This is a genomic window from Methylosinus sp. H3A (assembly GCF_015709455.1).
Classification (GTDB): domain Bacteria; phylum Pseudomonadota; class Alphaproteobacteria; order Rhizobiales; family Beijerinckiaceae; genus Methylosinus.
Genome location: NZ_JADNQW010000005.1, coordinates 2,737,392 through 2,762,835 on the forward strand (window position 1 = coordinate 2,737,392; position 25,444 = coordinate 2,762,835).

Genomic DNA, 25,444 nt, shown 5'->3' on the forward strand with positions numbered 1-25,444 from the left:
AACAGGCGACAGGCTTCCACGCATTCGTCGCAAATGTGTATGCCGCCAGGACCGGCCGCCAGCTTGGTGACTTGGTGCTCCGATTTACCGCAGAAGGAGCAGCACAGAATTTTTTTGAGTGGCAGTTTCATCTGGGCCTATGGATTTGCCTAATTGTAAGGGCTGATCTGACATATTGTCAGGACAGTGCTGACACGGGAAATTGGCCATCGTCGCTGCGCAGATGTTTCGAAACTCAATAATTTTGTACGGCGAATTAGTCTTACCGAAGTTGACTTCACGGGCGTTGTGCGCAAAGCTATCAAAGCTGGATGAGCATCAACCTGAACGAGATCGAAGCAGCTCGGGCGGCCATCATTGATTTAGCGAAGAAGATGTTGGCCGGAGAGCTTTCGTACATGGCGGGCAGCAGTTCGATCGTCGGGCTGCTAAAGGCCGCGCGCCTTGAAAGATCGGATGAGTTTCTGCCCTTTGTCGCCATAGATAGTGAAACTGACCGGTTTCCAGCGGAGCGCGCACGACAGTTTTGGCATCCCAATGCCTTGTTGGATTTACAGCCAGAGATCGAGGAGACCGAGCGTTGGGCCAAGACGGCTGGTGAGGCCGCCTGCCGCACAGTGATTAAAAGCCTTAAACTGAACCCATTTAGCGATATCTGACAGCTGGTAGCCGCCGGTCGTTGCGGCAACAATTTCCGTCCATGTGCACAACTCAAGAATTCTGCATCTGAGCGGGGCACGTCACAATGTTCAGCGGAACGTTTGCACAACTTCAATCTGGCCCACGATAGCCGCGTTGAAGGCATCGAGTTCCGACGCCGGAATCCAGTATTCGAGATGAGAGTTGCCGCCAGCTTCTTGCGCGACGAAGCCGTCGATATACGCCTTCCGGACGAGGAAGCGGGTGACGAATCCCGCGCCGTCAGCGGCCACATTCCAATCTCGGGCGATTTTGATGGCGTAGTCCTCGCTGATTACCGGATAGAAAATCGGCTGTTCAGGAAGGCGGGGCGGAAATGCCCGCATTCCCGTTGCCTTGATCAAGGCGAGTTCCTTCGGCCCAACGGGCCGCCATAGCGTGATCGTTTCATCCATAGTTCTGACAATGTATACCGAGCGGCGGGAACGCGCCACTTGGACGGCGTCAGCGCTGATAGATGATTCATATGGCCCACCCCCGATGTCTGCAACGGGTCAAACTTTCACGTTCGCAGGGTGGCGCCGTCGCGGACCTTGTACCTTTTCAGAACAGCCGACTCGTCGAGGGTTCAATTTTCGGGAGCTCGAAATCGGGCGTCGCTGCCAGCCAGCATCTGCGATCGATTTGGCCTCGGGTAGCCAGACCGCGCAGGTCATAGGAGACCAGACCGCCGCCCGATCCTGTTCTTGACCTCGTCTGCCTCGACTCCCAATTCGTCTGCCACGAGCTGCCATGCCGCGAGCAGGCGCGCGAGGCCCAATTCTACAGCGGGGCGCAGTGATCGTTCGATGTCTCGGACGTCGGCGTCGCTCACCGCATCCGTCAAGGACACTCGATATCGCTCTTCGTGATCGACCTGGACGAGAGTGATCCGTCCATCGAGCCAGGCGAGCATTCCGAGCTGGAAAGACTCGACGAGCCTTTTGCCGGCTTTCGTCAATTTTTTTGCGGCGGCCGTCTCTAGCGCTAATCGCCGCTGCTCGAGCGCTGCCTCGGTCGCCGCGCATCGCCGCTCGCGTTCGGCCACGGCCTGCTCGGCGGCAATGCGTGCATTGTCCGCGATCACCAGCTCCGATCGCAGCCGATCCAGTTCGTCGCTCTCCGAGCGGATGAACTCGCGGGCCTTTTCGGTCTCTGCCTTGGCGGCGTAGGCTTCCGGCGACAAACGGTCGGGGCCACGCGCCTCCTTTTCGCGGCCGCGCTCGATAGTCGGGTCGAGGTTCGCTCGGACGAATTCCGTCCAACTATCCTGTAGAGCAGCGAATGTATTTCTTGTCTTGTATTGCGCCTGTAATTTCGTCAGGGTAGGACTGACAGACAAGAATTTCTTTCCGGTCTTGCTCGTCGTCATCGGCGCCACGAATACGTCGACCACCCCGGCGCCTTTTTCATCGAGATCCATTCTGGCGCTCAATAGCGACGTCTCTCCGAAAGTCTTCTGCGCCCATGCGATAGCGGCGTCGAATAGCAGGCGATTGCGCGGATTCTGCGGATCGTGCTGGTCGCCGGTTTCCATCAGCCATCCAACACTTACGACGCAAATCAGATGCCCGACCGGCGCCGTGTTCCCGCGTTGGATGGCGCCTGTGGCGGCCTGCATGCATCTCAGGTCCTCCAAGTAGTCGAATCGCAGGCCGCCACAGACGCCATCCTCGCGCCAAGGATGCGACGCAAAATTTCGGCCGCTGTCCGCGTCAGGCCGGACTCTGAGTCTGGAGATGTCGTCGAGGCGATTGGCATGGTCGCTCGCCGCTTGGATCTGCCTGCCATTCTTGAGACGCGAGAGACGGACGGAAGCGAAGTGCACGGCCTAGCTCCGAGGTGCGGTGATCGGGTCCTCCCTCCCGCCGAGATTTGCGATCTCGTCGGATTACGAACCATTTTCATCCATCGCGCAGGAACTCGGGGATTTCGGGGTCGCTGCTCTGTGTCGGGCTCTCGATCGCGGGCGCCGCGCTGTTCATTCGCATCGCGAACGGCGGCTCGCCGTGCTCCTCGAGGGCCGGGGCCAGCGAGGGCGCCAATTCGCCGTCGATCTCGACATTGTCATCCGCGATGATCGGCGGGGCGTCGTCCTGCTGGAGCCGGTCGCCTTCCGGGGTATCCGCAGGGGTGGAAGGCGCCGGCGCGGGCGTGACCGCGTCGTTTTGCGCAGCGGATTTCTGCTCGGCCTTGGGCCGCCCACGTCGCCGGGCAACCGTGACGCTCGGGGCGGGCTCGACCTCGACCTCGATCTCGGACTCGCGCCGATCAGAATCGTCGTCCGGGGCTTCGCCGCCGGAGGTGTCGCCGCCGGAGGTGTCGCTCTCAGCGCCATTCGGCGACGGCGGCAGGCTGATGGCGATCACCTGCCCGCGGACCGCCTCCACGAGCGGGATCACGATCGACGGCGCGGCCCGCCCCTGCCACAGGCAGCAGGCGATTCCATGCGTGCGTCTCGCGTCCGTGTGGCAGGTGAGGCCAAGCTCGATGAGCCTTTGCGCGAGGGCTGGAGAGGGCTTCTGCGGCAGGACGAGCACGAGATCGCAGGGAGTCGTATCGATCGCCGGAGGATCGACCGTCGGCACAGCGTCGCCGCGAGCCTCGAGCGCCGCGCGTTGGGATGGATCGTTCAGCATTTCCGCGGCGATTCCGATCGCGCCGTAGATCATTTTTGGGGTGACGCCGCCGATCGGTCGGTCGAGATGAGCTTTGAGCGCCTCACGGCCGGTCCGTCTCCACATGGCATCGATGGCTTTGGAGGAAGCAGAATGCAACAAATGGAGCGCCTCGGCCTCGCTGGCGAAAGCGGCTGGGTCTGGCATGATCATTGGCGGCACCGATGTGTTAATCGAGATCGATGCGTAAGCGTCACTCGAGATTTTTGCTCTGTCAATAGCGTATATTATTTTTCTGCGATCAAACTAACCTTTGTAGCCTCGAGGCTATTCCCGGGCCCCGCGTTCACATGTCGTTCTTTATGGACTAATTGATCGTCTCATCGGTCAACTTTCGTTAGAAACCTTGCAAAGATAGGCGGTCCTCGCCCGAAACGGCCGTTGTCTGGAGGGGTACCATTAAGCTTCCGCCAATCCGTTGCATCTTGCCGAATGGCGCCGGCTCAGGCGCGACGGAGCCGTCCAAGGCCTCGCTATCGTCGCGTCCGATCGCTGCGTAAGATAGACGACTGAAAGAGGTCGCATGGTCGTCGCGAATCGACCATCGGCGCGAACGTTGGGAACATTGGTAAAGGAGCGGCCGGCGACGCCGAAAAAAACGCTGACAGCTGGCAACTGGTAAAACCGGTAACCGGTAACACGCTATGAGTTTTTCTCGCGGGCTGGCTTGGCTGATCGCGTTTTGCCGAATATCGTCACCAGCCAGAGCGCAGCGGCCTGCCCGGTCATTGCGAGGGCGATCGGAGCTCGATCGAGCTCTGAATAGAATTCATTTCATCCTGAATGAGGGACGTGTATTTCGATGGACGCCATTGTTCATCCCGAAGACCAAAATGTCTCAGTATTTCAAAGCAATCTCCCGATCGCCGAAAAGCTCGATCGCGCGCGCATGGAACTGCTGGACCTCTCGGCGCGAAATCGGCTGCTCAACATGCCGCGTTCCGCCAAGGCGGGACGATCGCTCGAAATCGTGGATGAGAAGAGCGCCGAAGTCTTTCGCCTGCTGATACGAGAAGGCAAGGTCTTCACCTTCGTCGCCGGAAAGGCGGCGCGCACGAGCGATGGCGAGCCGGAGGGGGAAAGCGACGAAATATCGGACCTCGCCCAGCCCGAAGACGATGTAGCGGATGAGCGCGGCGTGTTCACCAGACATTCCGACACGCGGCTCCAGACCCGGCTGACGCCGAAAGGGCTTCAGAAGCGACTGCTCGAGCTCTATTACGACGCGCGCACGCTCGAGGAGGAGCAGGGTGTCAACATCCTCTATCTCACGCTCGGCGCGCTGAAGTGGATTGATCCGGGGAACGCGGCCAATATTCGATTCGCGCCGCTGCTGCTCGTTCCGGTCGCCCTCGAGCGCGGCAATGCGGGCGAGAAGTTCAAGCTTCGTTCGCGGCCGGAGGAATTCGCGTCGAATCTATCGCTCGAAGCCTATCTCGAACGCATCCACGGCATACGGCTGCCGGATTTCGAAGCGTCCGATAGCTTCGACCCGATCGCCTATATGGACGGTGTGGTGGAGGCGGTCACGGAAAAGCCGGGCTGGGCCGTCCAACATGACGACATGGCTCTCGGCTTCTTCTCCTTCGCCAAATTCCTCATGTATCGCGACCTCGACCCCGAGACTTGGCCGGATCATGCGCGGATCAGCGATCGGCCGCTGATCCGCAGCCTGCTCACCGACGGCTTCGACGGCTCGGAAGGCATGATCCACGAGGACGCCAAGATCGATCCGTTCATTCCGCCCGCCGATATGGTGCACATCGTCGACAGCGACAGCAGCCAGGCGCTCGCCATTCACGAAGTGCGGCGCGGACGCGACATGGTGATCCAAGGGCCGCCCGGAACCGGCAAGAGCCAGACGATCGCCAACATCATCGCTTCCGCCGTGGCGGACGGAAAAGCGGTGCTGTTCGTCGCGGAGAAAATGGCGGCTCTGGATGTGGTGAAGCGCCGGCTCGACGCCACCGGCGTGGGCGACGCCTGTCTGGAACTGCATAGCAACAAGGCCAATAAGCGCGCTTTGCTCGAAGAACTGCGCCGCACATGGGAGCTCGGGGCGCCGAGGGGGCCAGATGCAGGCTCATTGTGCGCACGTTTGACGGAAGCGCGAGACGGGTTGAACGCGCACGCCGCGAGAATGCACCAGCCCCATGCCGCGGCCGGGTTGACGCCCTATCAGGTGATTGGACAGCTCGTCCGCCTGCGGCTCGCAGGCGAAAGGCCTAATGATATCGAGCTGCAAGCTCCTGCGGAATGGACGGCTGATGGATTCTCGGAACGCCACGCGGTGCTTTCCGAGCTGGTCGAGCGCGTCGAGGCGATCGGCACGCCTGACGATCACATCTGGCGCGGCGTCGGGCTCGCCGCCGTCACGCCATTGGAAGTGGATCGCCTGACCACGCGTTTCGCGGCGCTCAGTGAACGGCTCCACGCGCTCGAGGCATCGCAGGTCGACCTCGCATCGATTCTCGAGCGCGCGCCGGCGACGACGCTCGACGAGCTTTCCCCGGTCATCGCGCTCGCTCGACGCATCGCCGCCGCGCCTGACCTTTCCGGCGCGGCGCTCGGCGCGACCGCCTGGGTCGACAATCGCGAGGCGATCCAAACGCTGCTGGTGAATGGCGCTCGTTATGCGAGCCTCCGAACCGATTTGGCGAGCGTCTTCCATGACGAGGCGTGGGAAACGGAGACCGCGCCGCTTCGCGAGATTCTGGCGCTGTTGCCGCCCGCCTTCTCTTCGGCGGCTTTCGAGCGCCTTGGGACTCTGGTCGCCATTCTCCCGCGCCTCGCCATAGAGGCGAAGGGGCTGGCCGACACAATGGCCTTTGCGACGCCGCTCACGCTCGCCGATGTTCGGCGTCTCATGCAGATCGGCGAGCGCGTCGTAGCGGCGCCGGTCGCGAGCGCCGAAGCCTTTGCGAATGATCTTTGGAACGATAACGTCGAGCGCGCAGCCGATCTCGCCGACGCCATTCGCTCGCTCGAGCAGGCGCGAGCGGAGATCGGCGCCAGCCTGTCGGATGCGGCTTGGACGATGGATTTGTCGGGCGCGCGGACGACGCTCGCTTATCACGGCGACGGATTCTTCAAAATTCTGAGCGGCGAATGGCGACACGCCAACGCCTTGGCTCGCTCCGTCCTCCGTAGCCCGGATCAGCCATTGGCGGATACGCTCGCGCAGCTCGATGCGCTCATCAGGGGGCAAGCCGCCAAGCGGCTGATCGAGAGCGACGACGATTTCGGACGAAAAGTCTTCGCCTCGGACTGGAGGAGCGACCGTTCCGCTTCGGCGCCATTGTCGGCGCTCGTCGAATGGATGCGGTCACTGAAGGGGCTGGGCGATGAGCCGCGACGTGTCGCGGCGAATAATCCAGACCGTGAGATGATCGCATCCTGCATGGAGCGGACCGCGAAGCTTCTCGTCGAGGCGGCGCCGGTCGTCAAAGCGCTCTGGAACGAGCTGCCGGAGCGCGCCCTATTGTTCGGCGCGGCGCCGACGGCGGACAGGGCCGAACTCGCTCCCATGCTCGATGCGGCGAGAGGATTCCATGCCGCCGACCGAGCCGTGGCGGCGCTCGAGAAGGCCTCGTTCACCATTCTTGCTGTTCGGCTGGATATGCTGGCTCTCATCGCAGAAGGGCGCACATGCGCCGAGGCGCTGGCGTCGGGTGAGACGCTCGGCGGCTCGGCCTTCGGCGTGGCTTGGCGCGGCAATACATCCGAGTGGAACATGCTGAAGAGCGCCGCCGACTGGATCGACGGCAACGGCGACATTCGGCTCTTGGCGAGTCGGATCGAGGATCGGCGAGCGCTCGCCGATCGGGCCGATGCGATCGAAGGAGACCGGTCGTCGCTCGTCGCCGATCTCGACGCCGCATTCACGGCAATGTCCTTCGACCTCCCAAGAGGTTTCGGGTCGGCGACCATCGGCCTCGTGTCGCTCGAAAGTCTGCGACAGCGGCTCGGCGATTGGGCTGCCGGCGGCGAGCAATTGTCCAAATGGGTCGCCTATCGAGATCGCGCGGAGCGAGGCCGAGCGCTCGGCTGCGCAGAGGTCGTCGGCCATCTGGAGGATGGCAGGTTGAAGGCCGGCGAGGTCATCCCAGCGTTCGAGATGGCCTATTACGAAGCCGTCCACGCGGATCAGGTGCGTCTGGCGCCGGAACTCGGTCGGTTCGACGGAACTCTGCATGGCCGCAAGGTGCGCGAGTTCGTCGATCTCGACCGTCAGCGGATGGCGATAGCCGGCCTCGAGGTCGTGCGCGCGCATCACAAGCAGATTCCCCCTCGGGACGGCGGCTCCGTCGGTCCTTTGGGCGCGCTTCGCGCTGAAATTCAGAAGAAGCGCGGTCATATGCCGATCCGCAAGCTCATGGAGAAGGCCGGGCCGGCGGTGCAGGCGCTCAAGCCGGTCTTCATGATGAGCCCCCTCTCCGTGGCCCAGTTTCTCGTTCCGGGCGTGTTCGACTTCGACCTATTGGTGATGGACGAGGCGAGCCAGATCCAACCTGTCGACGCGCTCGGCGCCATCGCACGCGCGAAGCAAGTCGTCGTGGTCGGCGATCCGAAACAGCTGCCCCCGACAGCCTTTTTCTCGAAAATGACCGGCGCCGTCGACGATGACGATGAGGATGACGGCGGCCGGGTCGCGGACATAGAGAGCATCCTCGGTCTATTCACGGCCCGTGGCCTGCCGACGCGAATGCTCCGATGGCATTATCGCAGCCGGCATCAGTCACTGATCGCGGTCAGCAACCGCCAGTTCTATGAGGGCAAGCTCTTCATCGTTCCGAGCCCCTACACATCCGAAGCCGGCATGGGATTACGCTTCCATCACATAGAGCAAGGATTGTTCGAGGCCGGCGCCTCCCGCACCAATCAGATCGAAGCCAAGATCGTCGCGCAGGCGATAGCCGCTCACGCGAGCGAGCATTCGAATCTATCACTCGGCGTCGTCGCGTTTTCGGTCGCTCAGCGACGCGCGATCCTCGACCAGTTGGAGCTCATCCGCCGCACATTGCCGCCGGAGACGGAGGCATTTTTTCAGGCGCATCATGCGGAACCGTTTTTCGTCAAGAACCTGGAAAACGTGCAAGGCGACGAGCGCGACGTGATCTTCATCTCGGTCGGATACGGGCCCACGACGCCAGGAGGTCGTGTTCCGATGCGCTTTGGACCGCTCGGCGCGGAAGGCGGCGAACGGCGCCTGAATGTGCTGATTTCTCGCGCCAGGCAGCGCTGCGAGGTATTCGCCTCATTGACCGACGAGGATATCGAGCCGGATTTCGCGTCGACCCGCAAGGGCGTCTTCGCCTTTCGCCTGTTCCTGCATTATGCGCGGACAGGGAGGCTGACCTTGGCGGAGAGCACCGGTCGCGACCATGACAGCGTGTTCGAGGAGCAGGTCGCCAAGGCTCTTCAGGCTCGCGGCTATCAGGTTCACCGTCAGGTCGGACTCGCAGGCTTCTTCATCGATCTCGCCGTCGCCGACGAGGATCGGCCCGGCCGTTATCTGCTAGGGATCGAGTGCGATGGCGTCGCTTATCACGATTCCCGCTCAGCGCGCGACCGCGACCGGCTGCGGCAATCGGTGCTCGAAAGTCATGGCTGGACCATTCATCGAGTCTGGAGCGCAGATTGGTTCCAACGTCCGGCCGAGCAGCTCGACCTCATCATCGCCAAAATACAAACGGCCAAGGAGGAGCACGACGCTACGACCACGAGAGCGACTCGCGCGGCGCCGGTCGACATCGTCACGATCGAGCGGGAGGACGTCACAGAGATCGGCCTCGTTCCCGTTGGCGAAGAGTCTCAGAGTTCGAGCGACGCCTATATCGAAGCGGTGTTGAGCCGGCCCTCGGCTTGGGCCGGTGAATTGCACGAAGCGCCGATCGGTATCCTGATCGCGCTCGTCGAAGAGGCGGTGCGGATCGAAGGTCCCGTTCATTCTGACGAAGTCGTCAGTCGTATTCGCGACGCTTTCGGTCTCAAAAGAGCGGGAAATCGTATTCAGCAAGCAGTCGAAGCGGCGATTGGCGTCGCCGTTACGACCGGTCGGATCGAAAAGTTAATCGATTTCCTGTCGGCTCCGAATTCGCCCATCCGCGTTCGAGATCGAAGCGCCGCGATCTCTCAGACACTACGACGCGCGGACATGCTGCCGCCCTCCGAAATCCGCGCGGCCGTCATCGATGTCGTGCGCAACAATTTCGGCGCGACATCGGATCAGGTCGTGCAAGCGGTCTCCCGGATGCTCGGTATCAAATCGACCAGCGCCGCCGTGCGAGACGTCATCCAAAAGCAGATCGACGATGCGCTCGAAGGAGGAGTGCTGACGATGCAGGCCGGCGTTCTCATGTGTGTCGTGGGCGATGAAACGTCGAATGAGGAATTGGTTCGAGAAACATAGTGCATATCGGGCTTCACGCCTCCTGTATGCTTCCAACGAGAAAGCGATCACTCCTGGTTGCAATGTGGAGACGCCAACAATACGGCACAGAGTCTAGAGGACTAGGTTGCTGGCGACACCCGTGGGACGCATTCGACCGTGCTGTCTATTTCATTGTTTTGTCGGGCTCGACGATCGGCCTCGTCTAGGACAGCGCTCTCGATCGCACGGAGCGGCGAACTCGGCGGCGCGGTAGAGGTGGGCGCCGAGCCGCTCGCGCACCGTCCATAGGCACGCGGCGGCGGCGGCGTCGAGGAGATCGGCGTCCCGGCTCATGAATTTCTCCCGCGAACCTTCGGTCCGCGAATCTTCGGGCCGGGCATGGCGTTCTTCGCTCCGTCCTTCGGGCCGACATTGCGGATCGGCGACGTCGCCAAGAGGGCGGCGACGTCGTCCCCGGTCAGGAAGCGGCGGTCGAGCAGCCGGGCGAGATCCGCCTCGACGGCTCCGCGCAATCCATGATCGAAGTTCAAGGACGCGGCCGGGTCGGGCCGGTGCCGCAGCGTGTCGCCCAGCCCGTGGGCGCCGTGCCCGTCGGCGAGCGCGCGCGTCGCCATCGCCAGATCGACGACGGCGCCGGTGGACGCCGCGCCGAGGACGACCTCCTCGGCGGAACGCCCCGCGAGCAGGATCACGACGCCGGCGTCGAGATCGGCGCGCGTCGGGAACTCGGGTCGCCTCCCGGCGGCGCGGGTCTCCCCGCCAGAGTCGCCGCGCGCCACGATCGAGGTCGAGGCGATGGTCAGTCCCGCGTCGAGATAGGCGACGCAATGCCCGGCCTCATGGACGGCGGCGACGCGCCGGTCGGCGGGGGAGCGATGATCGGGCGGGGCGACCGCGCGCAGTAGGTCGTCGAGCCCGGCGTCACGGCGCGCGGCGCGGGCGGCGTGGAGGACGTCGCGCGCCCAATGCGCCGTATGGGCCGGCGTCGCGCCGGGCCCGGCGAGGCGGATCGTCGCGACGAGATCGGCGTCCGAGACGCCCGAAAGCGCGTCGCCGAGCCGCCACGCAAGGGCGCGAGAAGCCGGGCGCGGCTGAAGTCAGGAGTGCCGAGACCAACAGCGCCGAGCACGGCGATGCGGCTTGCGCGAGTCTGGACACCGAGGCGGCCCCAGAGGTGGAGTTGCCGGATTCGATAGATTGGACCAAAATATAGCGTCGAAAATTGCGAACTCCGAAACACCAGTGCCGCCGCATTCCCGAAATTTCCTGTTCCTGACGGAGTTCGATCCCGAGCTCGCGCGGCTTGGCGCCCTCGCGGAATGGGCGTTCCATCAGGACGCGCCGACCGCGCTCGGAAAATTGCGGCAATTCGCGGAACACTTGGCTAAATCCCTGGCCGCGAGAAGCGGCCTCGCTCTCGATCGGCGCGCGAATCTCGATGAAACCCTGCGGACTTTGCAGCAGGAGGGCCGGCTTCCCCGGCAGGCCGGCGACGTGCTGCATTTCCTGCGACGGGCCGGCAATGCAGCCTTGCACGAAAACGTCGGCACGCCGCAACAGGCGCTGACCGGCCTGAAATTGGCCCATCAGCTCGCCGTTTGGCACGTCCGGGTTCATGGCGCCGAACGGAAACTGACCATTGCGCCCTTCAGCCCTCCGGAGCCGCCGAGGAACGCGGCCGCGGAGCTCGCGGGCGAGATCGAGCGCCTACGCGCCCGTCTCGCCGCATCGGAAGGCGAGGCGGAAAGAGCCCGGCGGGAGGCCGACGAGGCCGCTCGCGCCCGGCTCGACGCCGAGTCGCTCGTGCGACGCGAGGCCGAGGAGCGCGCCGAATGGGAGCGGCTGGCGACGGAAGAGGCTTCGGCGCGCGAGGATGCGCAACGCGCGCTCGACCTGCTCCGAACGGAAGCGCAGACCCGCGCGCCCGCGCAAATCGCCTCGCTCCAGCAGGCGGCCGAGACCGCCGACGCCAATATCGAAATGGACGAGGCCGACACGCGGGTCTTGATCGATTCGAAGCTGGCGGCCGCGGGATGGACTGTCGATTCCGCGACGCTCCGATACGCGCGGGGCGCCCGCCCCGGCGACGCCGCCGCCATTGCCATCGCCGAATGGCCGACGGCGACCGGACCCGCCGACTACGCGCTTTTCATTGACGGCCGTTGCGTCGGCCTGATCGAAGCCAAGCGCGCGAGCAGGAATGTGCCGGCCGTCCTCGCTCAGACGGCGCGCTACGCCGAGGGCGTCGAGCTCTCGGACGCGCAGCGGCTCCCGCCGGAGATCGCCGGAGAGGCGCCGGGCGCGATCCCATTCCTCTTCGCCGCCAATGGCCGTCCCTATGTCAAGCAAATGCCGACATTGTCGGGCGTCTGGTTCCGGGACGCGCGCCGCGAGTTTAACCCCCCAGTGCCGCTGAGCGACTGGTTCAGCCCCCAGGACCTGAAGGACAAGCTCGCCCAGGTCGCCGATGCGGCCAGCCTCGCCGCGGAGCCCTTCGATTACGCGGGCCTCTATCCCTTTCAGCAAGAGGCCGTTGTCGCGATCGAGGAGGCGATCGGCCGCGGCCAGCGCGACATTCTCGTCGCCATGGCGACCGGCACGGGCAAGACGCGCACCTGCATCGCCCTGATGTATCGACTGCTCAAGCACAAGCGTTTCCGGAGAATCCTCTTTCTGGTGGATCGCAACGCGCTCGGCGAGCAGACGCTTCGAGCGCTCGCCAACACCGAACTCGAGGGGCTGCTGAAATTCTCCGAGAGCTACAATGTCGCCGGGCTCGACAAGCGGCTGCCGGACAAGGAGGACCGCGTCCATGTCGCCACGGTGCAGGCGATGGTGAAGCGCGTTCTGTCGCCGGACGGCGAGGAGGACCGGCCGACGCCCGGCGTCTATGATTGCATCGTCGTGGACGAGGCCCATCGCGGCTACACGCTCGACGCGGAGCTACGCGAGGAGGATCTCGAGTTCCGCTCGCTCGACGATTATCTGTCGAAATATCGCCGGGTGCTGGACTATTTCGACGCGACGAAGATCGCTCTCACCGCGACGCCGGCCCTGCATACGGCGGAGATCTTCGGCGCGCCGGTCTATCGCTACGGCTATCGTCAGGCGGTGGTGGACGGCTATCTGATCGACCACGCCCCGCCACGCCGCATCAAGACGGCCCTGGCCTTGGCGGGCATTACCTTCGCGGCGGGCGAGGATGTCGAGATCATCGACCCGCGCACCGGTCAGATCGACCTGTTCCAGACGCCGGATCAGGTCGAGTTCGAGGTCCAGGAATTCAACAAGAAGGTCTATTCGATCGAATTCAATCGCGTTGTCGCCGAAGCCGTCGCCGCGGAGATTCCGCCGTCGGCGCCCGGCAAGACCCTGTTATTCGCGGCCCGCGACGATCACGCCGACACGCTCGTCGCGGAGCTGCGCAACGCTCTCGAGACGGAATATGGCCCGCAGCCGCACGACCTCGTGCAGAAGATCACCGGCAAGGTCGATCGGCCGGGCGACCATATCCGCGCCTTCCGCAATGATCCCCGCCCGAAATATGTGGTGACGGTCGATCTGCTGACGACCGGCGTCGATGTGCCGGACATCTGCAATCTCGTCTTCGTGCGCCGCGTCAACAGCCGCATTCTCTATGACCAGATGATCGGCCGCGCGACTCGCCTCTCGCCGGCGATCGGCAAGGAAATCTTCCGCATCTTCGATGCGGTGGACATATACGCCAATCTCCAGACCGTCACCGACATGCGCCCCGTCGTGGTCGATCCGAATATTCCGCTGGAGACGCTGCTCACCGATCTCCAGCGCGCGCCGACCAACGAGGATCGCAGCTTCGTCCGGGACGAGATCCTCGTGCGGCTCCGGCGCGCCTTCAAGCATCTGACCGACGCGCAGGCGCAAGCCTTCGAGCGTGCGGCCGGCATGCCGCCCCGCGATTTCCTCGCGCGCCTGCGCGCCGCGCCGCCGCATGAGGCTCCGGCCTGGCTCCAGGCCCAGGCGGGGGCCTTGGCGATCGCCGCCGGCGCGCGTCCGGCGGCCCGCGATCGCGGCATCTTCATCTCCACCCATGCGGACGAACTCGTCGCCGTAGAGGACGTCTTCGCCGGCGCGGCGAGTCCGGAGGATTTCATCTCCGCCTTCGAGCGCTTCGTGCGCGAGAATATGAACGCCTCCGCGGCCATGATCGCCGCGACCCAGCGCCCGCGCGAGCTCACCCGCAAGGAGCTGAAGTCGCTCGCCGCCGAGCTGGACGAGCACGGCTTTTCGGAAGCGAGCCTGCGCCGCGCCTACGGCCGGGCCCGCAATGCGGACATCGCCGCCCATATCATCGGCTTCGTCCGCCAGGCGGCGCTCGGCGATCCGCTCGTCCCCTATGCGGCCCGCGTCGACTCGGCGCTCGCCAAGATCGAAGCCGCGAAGCCCTGGACGCAGAAGCAGAAACAATGGCTGCGCCGGATCGGCCGCGTCCTGAAAGAGCAGCCCGTCGGCGACCGCGCCATTCTGGCGGAGCCGGCCTTCGCCGCTCAGGGCGGCTATGAGACCGTAAACGCCGAATTCGACCACCGCTTGCAGGATGTCCTCGCGGACCTTAACGAAGCCATTTGGGGCCGGGCGAGCTGACCGGCCGATTTGGAGCTGAGATGAATCCCTCGTCCGACCTCGTCAACAAGCTCTGGCGCCTCTGCGCGGTCCTGCGCAAGGACGGCATCACCTATCAGCAATATGTCACCGAGCTGACCTATTTGCTGTTCCTGAAGATGCTGGCCGAGCGAAAGCTCGAGGAGAACAAGCTCCCGGAGGGCGCGCGCTGGCGCGATATCGTCGCGCAAGAAGGCGTCACGAGGCTCGCGCTCTATCGCCGCATATTGGCCGATCTCGGCGATCCGCAGAAGAAGCGTGACCGCACCGTGCAGGCGATCTTCGCCAATGCCGCGACCTTCATCCGCGAGCCGGTCAATCTCGACAAGCTCATCGCCGCCATCGACGATCTGCATTGGTTCACCGAGGAGCGCGATTCCTTCGGCGATCTCTATGAAGGCCTGTTGCAGAAGAACGCCGAGGAGACGAAGCGCGGCGCCGGGCAATATTTCACCCCGCGCGTGCTCATCGACCTGCTGGTGCGGCTCATGAAGCCCAAGGCCGGCGAGGTGATCCAGGACCCGGCGGCCGGCACCGGCGGCTTTCTCATCGCCGCCAATCGCTTCATCAAGGCGGAGACCGACGATCTCTTCACCCTCGCGCCGAAGCAGCAGGAGTTCCAGCTCCGCTACGCCCTCCATGGCATGGAGAATGTCGAGGGCGTCTATCGGCTGCTGCTGATGAATCTCTTTCTGCATGGCGTCGACAGCCTGCGCATAGAGCTCGGCGACACGCTCTCGCCGGCTGGCGCCGATCTCGAGAAGGCCGATCTCATCCTCACAAATCCGCCTTTCGGCCCGGCGGGCGGACGGCCCTCGCGCGACGATCTCACCGTGACGGCCTCGGTCTCCTCCTATCAATTGCCCTTCGTGGAGCATTGTATCCGCAAGCTCAAAGCCGGAGGCCGCGCCGCCGTCGTCGTGCCGGATAATGTTTTGTTCGAGGATGGACGCGGGCGCGAATTGCGCCGCATGCTGATGGACCGTTGCGATCTGCACACGATCCTGCGCCTGCCGACCGGCATTTTTTATGCGCAGGGCGTGAAGACCAATGTGATCTTCTTCACCAAGGGCGAGGCCGACAGCGGGCAGACGAGCCAGGTCTGGGTCTATGATCTGCGCGCCAACATGCCCGCCTTCGGCAAGACGAGTCCTTTGACGCCAGCGCATTTCGCCCAATTCGAGCAGGCCTTCGGCGACGATCCGCATGGCCGCGGCGCTCGCCGGGACGAAGGGGAGGAGGGACGCTTCCGCTGCTTTTCCCGCGTCGACATCGCCGCGCGCGGCGACAATCTCGACCTCGCCTGGCTGCGCGACACGTCGAGCGACCCGGAAGATGCGATGAGCGAGCCGGAGGAGTTGATCGGCGCGATCCTCGGGCATCTCAGAAGCGCGCTCGCGGAGATCGAGGTTTTGAGCGAGGAGCTGGAGGGGAGCGAGGGGATTACTGCCGAGGCGGCGCAATGAGCGAGCTGAGAGACGGGTGGTCAGAAGCTCCGCTCACGGAAGTCATCACCCTTCACGACGGCCGTCGCATTCCTCTCAATCAGGAGCAGCGACAGTCGCGGCAAGGAAAATATGCGTATTACGGCGCGAACGGCGTCGTCGATCATATCGATGATTATATTTTTGACGGACAATACGTGCTGCTCGCAGAAGATGGTGGGTATTTTGATCAGCCGGAGCGCGGAGTCGCCTATGCTGTCGATGGGCGCTTCTGGGTGAATAATCACGCTCATATCATCGAGCCGAGCGGGGGCATCTCGGTCGGCTTTTTGGTGCGGTGGCTCAACGCGATCGATTGGCTTCCATTTGTTAGTGGCACGACCCGCTTGAAGTTGACGCAAGGAGGCATGCAACGAGTTCGCATCCCATTGCCGCCCCTCGCCGAACAACGCCGCATCGTCGCCAAACTGGATGCGCTGGACGCGAGCGCGAAACGCGCCCGCGCCGATCTCGACCGCATCCCCACCCTCGTCGCCCGCGCTAAACAGGCGATTTTGGAAAAGGCCTTCAGTGGCAATTTGACAACTGGGTTCCGAGCAGCAAGCAAGAGTGCGCTTACTGATCGTCGCTGCCTATCGGCGCTTGGTTTGGATCAATCTGAACGTGGTGAATGGCCGCAAGATGAATTGCCTAGAGGTTGGGAATGGAAGGTCTTTAGCGCGGTCTTTGTAGACGTGACCGACTCTCGCCGTAAGCTTCCTACAAAGGAATACAGGGAGGCAGGCAAGCTTCCGATCGTTGATCAAGGTGAGCCATATATTGCTGGTTGGTCTGACCGAGATGATATGGTCCAAACAGCTATGCCGCCTTTTGTTGTTTTTGGCGACCATACCCGATGCGTTAAGCTGATCGAGATTCCATTCATACAAGGAGCGGATGGCGTAAAGGTTCTTAAAGTAAAAGCTGAATTTGACATACAATATTTATATTTTGCTCTGCTTGCAGTTCGGCTGCCCGACAAAGGTTACAGTCGACATATGAAGTTTCTCCGAGCAACGGTGTTTCCTTGGTGCGAGAGAGCCGAACAACGCGAAATCGTCCGCCGCATCGAAGCCGCCTTCGCGAAAATCGACCGCATCGCCGCTGAGGCGGCTTCGGCGCGCGCGCTTCTCGATCGTCTGGATCAGGCGATCCTCGCCAAAGCCTTTCGCGGCGAGCTCGTCCCCCAGGACCCGAGCGACGAGCCGGCGGAAAAGCTCCTCGAGAAGATCAAAGCCGCCCGCGCCGCGCCGCCGGCCCGCAAGACGAGAAAAAAGCTATCGTGAGACGACGCATATGACGACCTTCGCCTCCACCAAAATCAGCCTGTCGCAAATCCTCGAGGACCAAATCCTCGAGGACATGGTCGCCGGCCGGATTCAGCTGCCCGATTTTCACCGCGGCTGGGTGTGGGACGACGAGCATGTGCGCTCCCTGCTGGTCTCGGTCGCGCGCTCCTTTCCGGTCGGCGCGATCATGCTGCTGGAGACAGGCGGCGAAGCGCGCTTCCCGACGCGGCCGGTCGAGAGCTCGAACGGATAGCGTCGGCGCCGCCACGCGGTTTCTCGGAGTTTCGGTCGCGGATCGACGGGCGCGATCGCGCTGTTGTCGTCCCGTCAGCCGGACTTCACGGCGGCGGCCGTGGATAGTCGTATTCCGACCGCGACACCTTTCTCGAACAGAAGCTCAATTCCCCGATCCTCGAGCGCCCGCTGGAGATCCAACAGGGTCCTGTCGTGCGGCGCGGTCGCGCCGCGTTCGAATTCGGCGATCGTCCTGCGATTGACCAGGCAGGCGTCGGCGAGGTCCTGCTGCGAGAGGTTCAGCCACCCTCGAGCGGCTCGGAGCTGCGCCGCGGAAAGGGCGGGGATGGGCTGCTTGGTCATCATCTGTTAACTATAAAACATGCCATTTAGTGCGTCAATTCCTATTTTGTGATCTAAGCAGTGCGTGCTCTCGAGCAAAAGGAGTGAAGAGACATGCCTGTCAACTGTAATCAGCCCCCGCGTCCCGAGCCTGTCCGTTGCAGCGACGAGCTCACCCAAGCCGCCCGCGCCGCCGTCCTCAGCGCGGTCGCGACGAAGTTTCCGCCGGAGCCGCTTTTCGATCCGGCGCTCTCCCGCGTCTTGTCGACCTGCGCATCGGTGGTGAAGAGACATGGCCGCCTTCTGGAGACGGCGATCATCGAATCCCTCGCGGAAACCGGCGCAGAGGTCTGGCAGGGCGTGAAAATCCCCTACACGCGCGCCGCCTTCGCCTTTGTCGTGTCGCCGGACTACGCGCTGAACCGCAATCGTCTGCTCTCGCATGACGCCGAAGACATCAGCGGCTGGTTCGACGCGGATATTCTGACGGTCTACGAAGGCTGGGCGGCGGCGCTGCAAGTGCGCCGCGGCGGCGGCGCAACGGAGCCGACCAAGAGAAAGCGATCGGAGCGCGAGATACGCGCCTTGAATCTCACCCTGGCGTCGTGGCTGCGCCAGCAAGGGTTTGCGGGCATCGAAACCGCGACGGTGGCTGCCGTCGATTGGCTGGGCCAAGCCGGTTTCTCGGAGGACGTGGTTCTTCATGGAGAGGACATCGATCGCTTCTTGGGCGCTCCGGCGACTGCGAAAATCGCCGCCCTGAGCGACGTGCTCCGCCATGAGCTGGACCACCAGATGAACGCGCTGCTGCGGCCCATGGCCGCCACGTTCGATCACAACCGAGGCATGCGCCAGGCGGTCATGGATCGCCCCTTCGCGGACGTCGCGGAGGCCCGGGGCGCTATGCGCTTTCGGCCGCAGCGGGATGCGCAAGTTCAGCAGCCTGTCGAGAGCGAGGCGGCGCGGCGCGTCCGCGCTGGCGGGCGCCAGTTCGGGCTCTGATCGCGGCGACTCGAAAGAGCGCGGGGCTTTTTCCGCGCTCCTTCGGACTTCGACAGCCGATGCGGCGATCCCGCCGTTCCAGCGCCGCTGTTCCTCTTCTTCAGTTCGTATCAGTGGGACCTTCACGATGTACGCCGATCCATTCTCCATTTCTGACGCCGTCGACAAGACGCGGATGCTTTTCGAGCGCGATACTTCCAACGCCGTGGCCAATGCTCGCGGGAGGGGCCAATGAGCAAGCTAGGGCGCCTCGGAGGCGAGGACGACATTTTCGACGCGGTGGACGATGACGCCGACGAGCCGGCGCAGAAGGCTGGCTCCGTCGCCGATGCGCTCGCATGGGAATGTCTGCGGGCGGCGCTGCCGGCCGCGCTGCGCCAGCGCATCCGACGCGGGGACCCGGTCGCCGTCATCGTCCAGGCGCCCGGCGCCGAATGGTGCGGCCCGCTGACGCGTGTGCTGCGGCGCGACTCGGCGCGAGTCCTCTGTGTGTCACGTGACGGCTCCTCCCGGCGCGAGCACGACCCGGCGAAAGGCAATGACGAAGTGGCCTTGGCCCTCGCGGGCGGGCGTCCCGTCATCGGCGTCTCGCAGGATCCGCAATCGCTCCTGCCGTCCGCGCTTTTATCGGCGGCGGACGTGCGCATTTCCGTCGCGCCGCCCGATGCGAATATTCTTCGCCGGCTCCTGAGAAAGCACGCGCGCGGCAAGGCGCCGGCGGAGATTCCCGATGGAGCCAAGCTGGCGCTGACATTCGCCGAGACGGTCAGCGCTTTCCGCGCCGGCGCATCCGCACGCGATGTCGTTGCCAATCTCCTCCGCGCCGCGGAGTCCAAGAAAGCGGACGTCGGCGGCGCCGTTGCCGACGTCCCGCCGCTCGACTGCCTCCCCGCTGATCTCCGCCGGTTGGCGGAGGATATAGTCTCGGGCGTCGCCGATTATCGCGCCGGTCGCATCCGTTGGCGCGACATGCCGACGACCGCCGTGCTGCTCGCAGGCCCGCCCGGCGCCGGAAAGACGACCTTCGCCGCAGTCCTTGCTCGCGCTTTAGGAGCGCCCCTGGTCGTCGACTCATGTGGAAAAATTTTCGCGCGAAGCGGCGACGCCGGCCATCTCGGCACGATCGCCCGCGCGGTGCAGGATGCCTTCGATGCGGCGCGCACCGCCGCGGCGACCGCTGGCGCCAGTATCCTTTGCCTCGATGAATTCGACGCGGCCTGTCCGGACAGAGCGTCGATGGACCGCCGCGGGCGAGATTTTTGGGCGCCGCTCGTGACCCTCGTGCTGACCCTCCTCGAGAATCATGAGGGCGTGATCATTGTGGCCGCCTCGAATTGCGGCGACGCCATCGACGCCGCCGCCACAAGACCCGGACGATTGCGACGCGTCGACGTCGGCCCGCCGGGCGCGGAATCGCTCATGCGCGTGCTGCGCTGGCGGCTCGGCGGCGCGCTTTCCACTGTCGCCGATGCGGACCTCCGTGCGGCCTTTCGCCTCGCCGGCCCAGCCGCGACGCCTGCGCAGGCCGCCGACTGGGCGCGCGACATGCTCCAGGCCGCCCGCGAGGCCGGGCGTGCGCCGGCCCTGGACGATTTGCTGCGCATCATCGCGCCGCCCGACGAACGCACCCCGGCGGATCGCCGAGTCGCCGCCGTCCATGAGGCGGGGCACTGCGTCGCCTATCGGGAGGCCGAAATGCAGATCGCATCGGCCTCGATCATCCCGCGCGGCGCATCGGGAGGGGAAACGCGCGCCGCAGGACGACGGCCAGCGTTCCCGACCAGGGCCGATCTCGACGCCGGCGTCATGATCCTGCTCGCAGGGCGGGCGGCAGAAAAAGCCATTCTTGGCGCGGCGTCGACCGGCGCGGTGGCGGATCTGGCCATGGCGACGCGCGCGCTCGCCGAGGGCCACGCCGCGCACGGGCTGGGGGCGACGCTGCTGCATCGAAGCGACGCGGCCGCATCGCTCGCTTATGACCGCGAGCTGCGCGACATCGTCGAGGCCGACCTCTCCCGTCTGTATGCGCGATCGCTCGCCCTGATGCGCAGGCGGCGCGCCGACGTCGAGAGGATCGCTGAGGCTCTGCTCGCGCGGAGATTTCTCACCGGCGAGGATGTCGCGACGCTCGTCGCGGCCTCCGGAGCCCGCGGCCGCGGCCCGAAAACGCGCGGGAGGGACGCATGAGCAAAGACGGCGACCTTCTCGACGACGTCGTCAAGCGCTTTTGGATTCGGAGTTCGTTTTGGCTTCCGTCTTGCTGCATTGTTGGCCGACGGGGCAATCCCCGGGAGGCGCGATTGACAGGCCGATGGTTACGAAATAGCTTCGTTTATGCTTACGCGTAACGTGCCGTCAGGCACGTGGCCCGGCGCTTCGCTAGGTCTAACTTTATTGTCCTCACTTGCGGCCTCGGAAGACGGCTTTGCGCCATCGTCCGTGGGACCGCTCCGCTCGATGGCGCAAAGCCGTCTTCCGAGTCCTTAAAGGTAAGCACTTGTTGCCTTTCGTCGAAGAAATCGACGCCGAACGAATCCACGTGAAGGAGCCGTTCGACGTCGTGTTGTTGTGCGGCGGGAAATACGGCGATATTGGAGACCCTGTCCCGAAATCTCTTAGGGACGCTTTCCTCAAAGCGCTTCCTCCAAAGCCCTTGAGGGATCGGGAATTGATCCAGGCGGAGGACATCACGAAGCAATATGATTTCCATAAAAGCTACGACGACATACTCATATTCGAGACGGATCTCGCTCAGATCGTTGAGCTAATCATCATCTTTTGCGAAAGTGCCGGCAGCCTCGCCGAACTCGGGGCTTTTTCCATGATCGACGAGATCATGAAACGCCTGTTCGTCGTGATCAAAGAAGAGCACTGGAATGAGCCGTCATTCGTAAAACTCGGACCACTTCGGCGCATCGAGCGCGAAGTCGGTCGCGAGGCGATCCATGTAATTGCAGACCACGACGTTGGCCTGGAGGGAAAATCCGCCGCAAAAGTGGACAAGAAAAAGCTAGTGGAGATGTTGGAGGGGCCTCTGGAACGCCGGGTCAACACAGTCCGAGAGCCGACCACCTTCGACCCTCATCGAGCGGGGCATGTGATAAAACTAATTGTAGGACTGGTACAGGAATATGGAGCACTCACTCTTCGGGAGATATCATGGTTGCTGAAGGTCCTAGGGGCCGAGAAGAGCGATGACCAGATTCGTGGGTATCTACGTTGCGCGGCTGCTGTTGACTGGCTCACAACTGTTTCGAAGGGAACGAATGACTACTACGTGCAGACCGCAAGCAGTATAGCAAAGGGCGTAGACGCGGCGACGTTGCCCGTAAAAGAAGGAACCAAGGATACAAGCAAAATGCGACGTCGAGCAGTGATCAGAGAACATTGGAAGGAAAAAGACAAGCTAAGGTTTGCCGCAATCCAGCAAGCAGCTAAAGGGATGCAACGTGTCTGACGTGGTTCAGGCGCTCGTGGCAGCTTCGGGTCTTAGCGAACGCGACGTTCGAACGATCATCGCGACAGCGCCGTCCCGCTACAAAACATATTCGATACCTAAAAGGCGCGGTGGCGAAAGAATCATATCGCAGCCGGCGCGAGAAGTTAAATTCCTCCAGAGGATCATTGTTGAAGAGATACTGTCCCGACTCCCCGTACATGACGCAGCAATGGCTTACCGGGAGGGCCGGTCGATAAGAGACAACGCTGCTGTTCATGCCGGTGGTGGAGCAATCCTCAAGTTCGACTTCGCCGACTTCTTCCCCTCGATTAAAGCCGACGACTGGGCGGCGTATTGCCGCCGGCATTCGGTATTCAAGGACGTAGACGATATACGTCTGAGCGCAAACTTATTGTTCCGGCGAACGAAATACGGCTCAGTACTGCGTCTTGCAATTGGTGCACCGTCATCGCCCCATCTTTCAAACATCCTGATGAGAGAGTTCGACCAGCGCGTTACCGAAGCCGTTGCCAAGGAGAAAGTCAAGTACACCCGCTACGCTGATGACCTGACGTTTTCCGCGAAGCGAGCTCATAATCTTATTGGCATAGAGCGCGTGCTCAGACGCATTATTCGGGAAGTCGCCTCGCCGCACTTGCGTCTGAATGAGGACAAAACGGTCCTCGCGACAAGAAAGTACCGGCGAGTCGTAACTGGCTTGGTCCTCGCTGACGATGGAAAGGTGTCACTGGGACGGGATCGGAAAAGAGATATCCGCGCCGCGTTGCACCATTACGCGCTCGGGCAGCTCAATGGCCATGAAACTGCGCGTCTCTCTGGCCTTCTAGCCTTCGTCAACGCGATTGAGCCTGAGTTTCTTGAGCGGTTGGTCGACAAATATGGCCCGGCTGTGATCGAGCGCATTAAGGCAAGACTCCCCCCGACAGCTAACTGCCAGCAGCCTCACGACCCAATAATCGAATTCAAGTTCCGAGAATAAAAAAGGAGGCCGAACTGCATAGAAACCTTCCCTTTGCTATCCCCACATCCCCCGCATCTTCGCCCGCACATCGACCCGCAGCCCACCTCCGGCGAGACGCTCGCCCACCGCCGCCACGGCCGGCCAGCTCACGCAGTCGAAAAACCGCAGCATCTCCGCCGGAATGAATCGCGTGCGCGCGGCGTAGACATGCCGGTCGCCCTGCGCCGGCTGGCCGTGGGTGAAAAATCGCTGCGGCGTCACCAAGGCGCAGGCTGTCCTTCGCGCGCGTCATCGCGACATAGAGCAGCCGGCGTTCCTCCTCTATCTCCGCCCCGTTCCCGTCGCGAGATCGGAGGGGATGCAACCGTCGACGGCGTTCAGCACGAAGACCGACTTCCACTCCTGCCCCTTGGCGGAATGGATCGTCGAGAGGATGAGATAATCCTCGTCGCGCAGAGGCGGACCGGCCTCGTCGCTGGTCGCGTCCGGCGGGTCGAGCGTCAGCTCGGTGAGGAAGCGCTCACGCGAGGGATAGCAGGCGGCGATCTGCTCGAGCTGGACGAGATCGGCGAGGCGGCTCGGCGCGTCCTCGTGCAGGCGCTCGAGATGCGGCTCATACCAGCGGCGCGCCGCTTCCATTTCCGCCGGCCAGCCCTCTTTCGCATGCAGCATTTGCAGCGTGGCGACGAGGCCGCGCCACTCCTCGCCGGCGCGCGGCGGCGTCGGCGCCTCGGCGAGGCTGGCGAGCGGGTCCGGGCGCTCGATGAGGAAGTCGAGAATCTTCTGCGCGGAGGAGGGGCCGACGCCGGGCAGGACTTGCAAAATGCGAAAGCCGGCGACGCGATCGCGCGGGTTCTGCGCGAAGCGCAGCAAAGCGAGAACATCCTTCACATGCGCGCTGTCGAGAAACTTCAGCCCGCCGAATTTCACGAAGGGAATGTTGCGGCGGGCGAGCTCCAGCTCCAACATGGCGCTGTGATGCGAGGCGCGGAACAGCGCCGCCTGCTGCTTCAGCGTCATGCCGGCTTCGCGCGCCTCGAGCACACGCTCGGCGATGAAACGCGCCTGATCACTCTCATCGCGCACGGTGACGAGCTGCGGGCGCTCCGAGGAGCGACGCTCGGTCCAGAGGTTCTTGGCGTAGCGCTCGGCGGCGAGCGAGATGACGGCGTTGGCCGCGACGAGGATCGGCTCGGTCGAGCGATAATTGCGGTCGAGCGTGACGACTTCCGCCGGCGGCGTGAAGCTCTTCGGAAACTCGAGAATGTTGCGCACAGTGGCGGCGCGAAAGGAATAGATGGATTGGGCGTCATCGCCGACGACGGTGAGGCCCTGGCCCTTCGGCTTCAGGGCGAGCAGGATGGAGGCCTGGAGACGATTGGTGTCCTGATATTCGTCGACGAGAATATGGTCGAAGCGGCCGCCGATCTCCTCTGCGAGGGCTTCGTCCTGCATCATCTGCGCCCAGTAGATCAGGAGATCGTCGTAATCGAGAACATTCTGCGCCTGCTTCGCCTCGACATAGGCGGCGAATAAGCGGCGTAGCTCCTCGTGCCAGCGGGCGCACCAGGGAAAGGCGCCGAGCAGCGCCTGCTCGAGCGGGATTTCGGCGTTCACGGCGCGGGAGTAGATCGCGAGGCACGTGCCCTTGGTCGGGAAGCGGCTCTCGGTCTTGGAGAAGCCGAGCTCATGGCGGATGAGATTCATCAGATCGGCGGAGTCTTCGCGATCATGAATGGTGAAGGCGGGATCGAGGCCGATGGGGCCGGCGTATTCGCGCAGTAGCCGGGCGCCGATCGCATGAAACGTGCCGGCCCAGGCGAGGACGTCGCCGCCGCCCTTTGCGCCCAGCGCCTCGGCGCAGATGCGCTCGACCCGCCGCGTCATCTCGGCGGCCGCGCGGCGGGAGAAGGTCATCAGCAATAAGCGCCCCGGATCCGCGCCCCGGACGATGAGATGCGCGACCCGATGAGCGAGCGTGTTCGTCTTGCCGGAGCCGGCGCCCGCGATGATGAGCAGCGGGCCGCCGACGGATGCCGACGGGCCGTCAGCAAGCCCGTGCTCGACGGCGCGGCGCTGTTCGGCATTGAGCTTTTCGAGATATGCGACAGCGGTCATGGGCGAATCGGCAGGGTGAGCGGGCCAGCGGACTGAATCATGATTCTTGTTTTGTTCGCAATGGCGGTGTGTTCTGTGGAGGAGGGGAGGGCGAAGCTGGTGGCCGGGTTCGAATTTCCGTGAGGCGCCATTTCCGGACTTTCGCGCGAGGCGGTATACCGGC

The 25,444-nt window shown here is 63.5% G+C and carries 16 protein-coding genes and 2 pseudogenes; 10 read left to right on the plus strand and 8 right to left on the minus strand.

What is annotated here, in order from left to right:
• Positions 1–50 precede the first annotated feature (50 nt).
• Positions 51–131 (minus strand): annotated as a pseudogene (locus IY145_RS26180) (ClpX C4-type zinc finger protein); the annotation flags it as partial.
• A 180-nt stretch (positions 132–311) separates the two neighbouring features.
• Here IY145_RS26180 and IY145_RS15740 point away from each other — a divergent pair.
• Positions 312–659: a hypothetical protein gene (locus IY145_RS15740; protein ID WP_196409074.1), complete on the plus strand. Its 348-nt coding sequence runs from the start codon at positions 312–314 to the stop codon at positions 657–659.
• Between the two features lie 90 nt (positions 660–749).
• Here IY145_RS15740 and IY145_RS15745 read toward each other — a convergent pair whose 3' ends face one another.
• The 3 genes from IY145_RS15745 to IY145_RS15755 form a co-directional block, all read right to left on the minus strand.
• A complete protein-coding gene (locus IY145_RS15745) occupies positions 750–1,094 on the minus strand; it encodes an ADP-ribosylation/crystallin J1 (protein WP_196409075.1) in 345 nt (114 codons plus the stop codon).
• Between the two features lie 257 nt (positions 1,095–1,351).
• Entirely contained in the window at positions 1,352–2,299 is a 948-nt protein-coding gene (locus IY145_RS15750) for a hypothetical protein (protein ID WP_196409076.1), read from the minus strand.
• Positions 2,300–2,582: 283 nt separating this feature from the next.
• Complete coding sequence (locus IY145_RS15755) at positions 2,583–3,422, minus strand: hypothetical protein (protein WP_196409077.1); 840 nt, start codon at positions 3,420–3,422, stop codon at positions 2,583–2,585.
• A gap of 736 nt (positions 3,423–4,158) precedes the next feature.
• Between IY145_RS15755 and IY145_RS15760 the strand changes: the two genes are divergently transcribed.
• On the plus strand, positions 4,159–9,768 hold the full coding sequence (locus IY145_RS15760; protein WP_196409078.1) for a DUF3320 domain-containing protein: 5,610 nt from the start codon (positions 4,159–4,161) through the stop codon (positions 9,766–9,768).
• A 311-nt stretch (positions 9,769–10,079) separates the two neighbouring features.
• Here the strand turns inward: IY145_RS15760 and IY145_RS15765 are convergent, their stop codons facing one another.
• Positions 10,080–10,760 (minus strand): hypothetical protein, encoded by a 681-nt coding sequence (locus IY145_RS15765; protein ID WP_196410573.1) that lies wholly within the window; start codon positions 10,758–10,760, stop codon positions 10,080–10,082.
• Positions 10,761–10,992: 232 nt separating this feature from the next.
• Here IY145_RS15765 and hsdR point away from each other — a divergent pair, with 232 nt between their 5' ends.
• From hsdR to IY145_RS15785, 4 genes are read left to right on the plus strand one after another with little or no spacing between them, the layout of a single operon-like run.
• Positions 10,993–14,373, plus strand: coding sequence for a type I restriction-modification system endonuclease (gene hsdR, locus IY145_RS15770; protein WP_196409079.1), 3,381 nt, complete (start codon positions 10,993–10,995; stop codon positions 14,371–14,373).
• Positions 14,374–14,393: 20 nt separating this feature from the next.
• Positions 14,394–15,857, plus strand: a complete 1,464-nt coding sequence (locus IY145_RS15775; RefSeq protein WP_196409080.1) for an N-6 DNA methylase — start codon at positions 14,394–14,396, stop codon at positions 15,855–15,857.
• Complete coding sequence (locus IY145_RS15780) at positions 15,854–17,161, plus strand: restriction endonuclease subunit S (protein ID WP_196409081.1); 1,308 nt, start codon at positions 15,854–15,856, stop codon at positions 17,159–17,161. The genes IY145_RS15775 and IY145_RS15780 overlap by 4 nt, the downstream gene beginning before the upstream one ends.
• A gap of 10 nt (positions 17,162–17,171) precedes the next feature.
• The gene (locus IY145_RS15785; RefSeq protein ID WP_210332679.1) at positions 17,172–17,417 is read left to right on the plus strand and encodes a DUF262 domain-containing protein; all 246 of its coding nucleotides are present in this window, start codon (positions 17,172–17,174) and stop codon (positions 17,415–17,417) included.
• A 74-nt stretch (positions 17,418–17,491) separates the two neighbouring features.
• Here IY145_RS15785 and IY145_RS15790 read toward each other — a convergent pair whose 3' ends face one another.
• Entirely contained in the window at positions 17,492–17,764 is a 273-nt protein-coding gene (locus IY145_RS15790; protein ID WP_246722062.1) for a helix-turn-helix transcriptional regulator, read from the minus strand.
• A gap of 107 nt (positions 17,765–17,871) precedes the next feature.
• Positions 17,872–18,060, minus strand: a complete 189-nt coding sequence (locus IY145_RS25330) for a hypothetical protein (protein WP_210332680.1) — start codon at positions 18,058–18,060, stop codon at positions 17,872–17,874.
• 40 nt (positions 18,061–18,100) lie between these two features.
• Between IY145_RS25330 and IY145_RS15795 the strand changes: the two genes are divergently transcribed.
• From IY145_RS15795 to IY145_RS15810, 4 genes are all read left to right on the plus strand, one after another.
• Positions 18,101–18,742 (plus strand): hypothetical protein, encoded by a 642-nt coding sequence (locus tag IY145_RS15795; protein ID WP_210332681.1) that lies wholly within the window; start codon positions 18,101–18,103, stop codon positions 18,740–18,742.
• Positions 18,743–18,973: 231 nt separating this feature from the next.
• On the plus strand, positions 18,974–20,929 hold the full coding sequence (locus tag IY145_RS15800; protein ID WP_196409083.1) for an AAA family ATPase: 1,956 nt from the start codon (positions 18,974–18,976) through the stop codon (positions 20,927–20,929).
• Between the two features lie 310 nt (positions 20,930–21,239).
• A complete protein-coding gene (locus tag IY145_RS15805; protein ID WP_196409084.1) occupies positions 21,240–22,199 on the plus strand; it encodes a retron St85 family effector protein in 960 nt (319 codons plus the stop codon).
• On the plus strand, positions 22,192–23,181 hold the full coding sequence (locus tag IY145_RS15810; RefSeq protein WP_196409085.1) for a retron St85 family RNA-directed DNA polymerase: 990 nt from the start codon (positions 22,192–22,194) through the stop codon (positions 23,179–23,181). The genes IY145_RS15805 and IY145_RS15810 overlap by 8 nt, the downstream gene beginning before the upstream one ends.
• 36 nt (positions 23,182–23,217) lie before the next feature.
• Here IY145_RS15810 and IY145_RS15815 read toward each other — a convergent pair.
• Positions 23,218–25,281: pseudogene (locus IY145_RS15815) on the minus strand (ATP-dependent helicase).
• Positions 25,282–25,444: the final 163 nt, after the last annotated feature.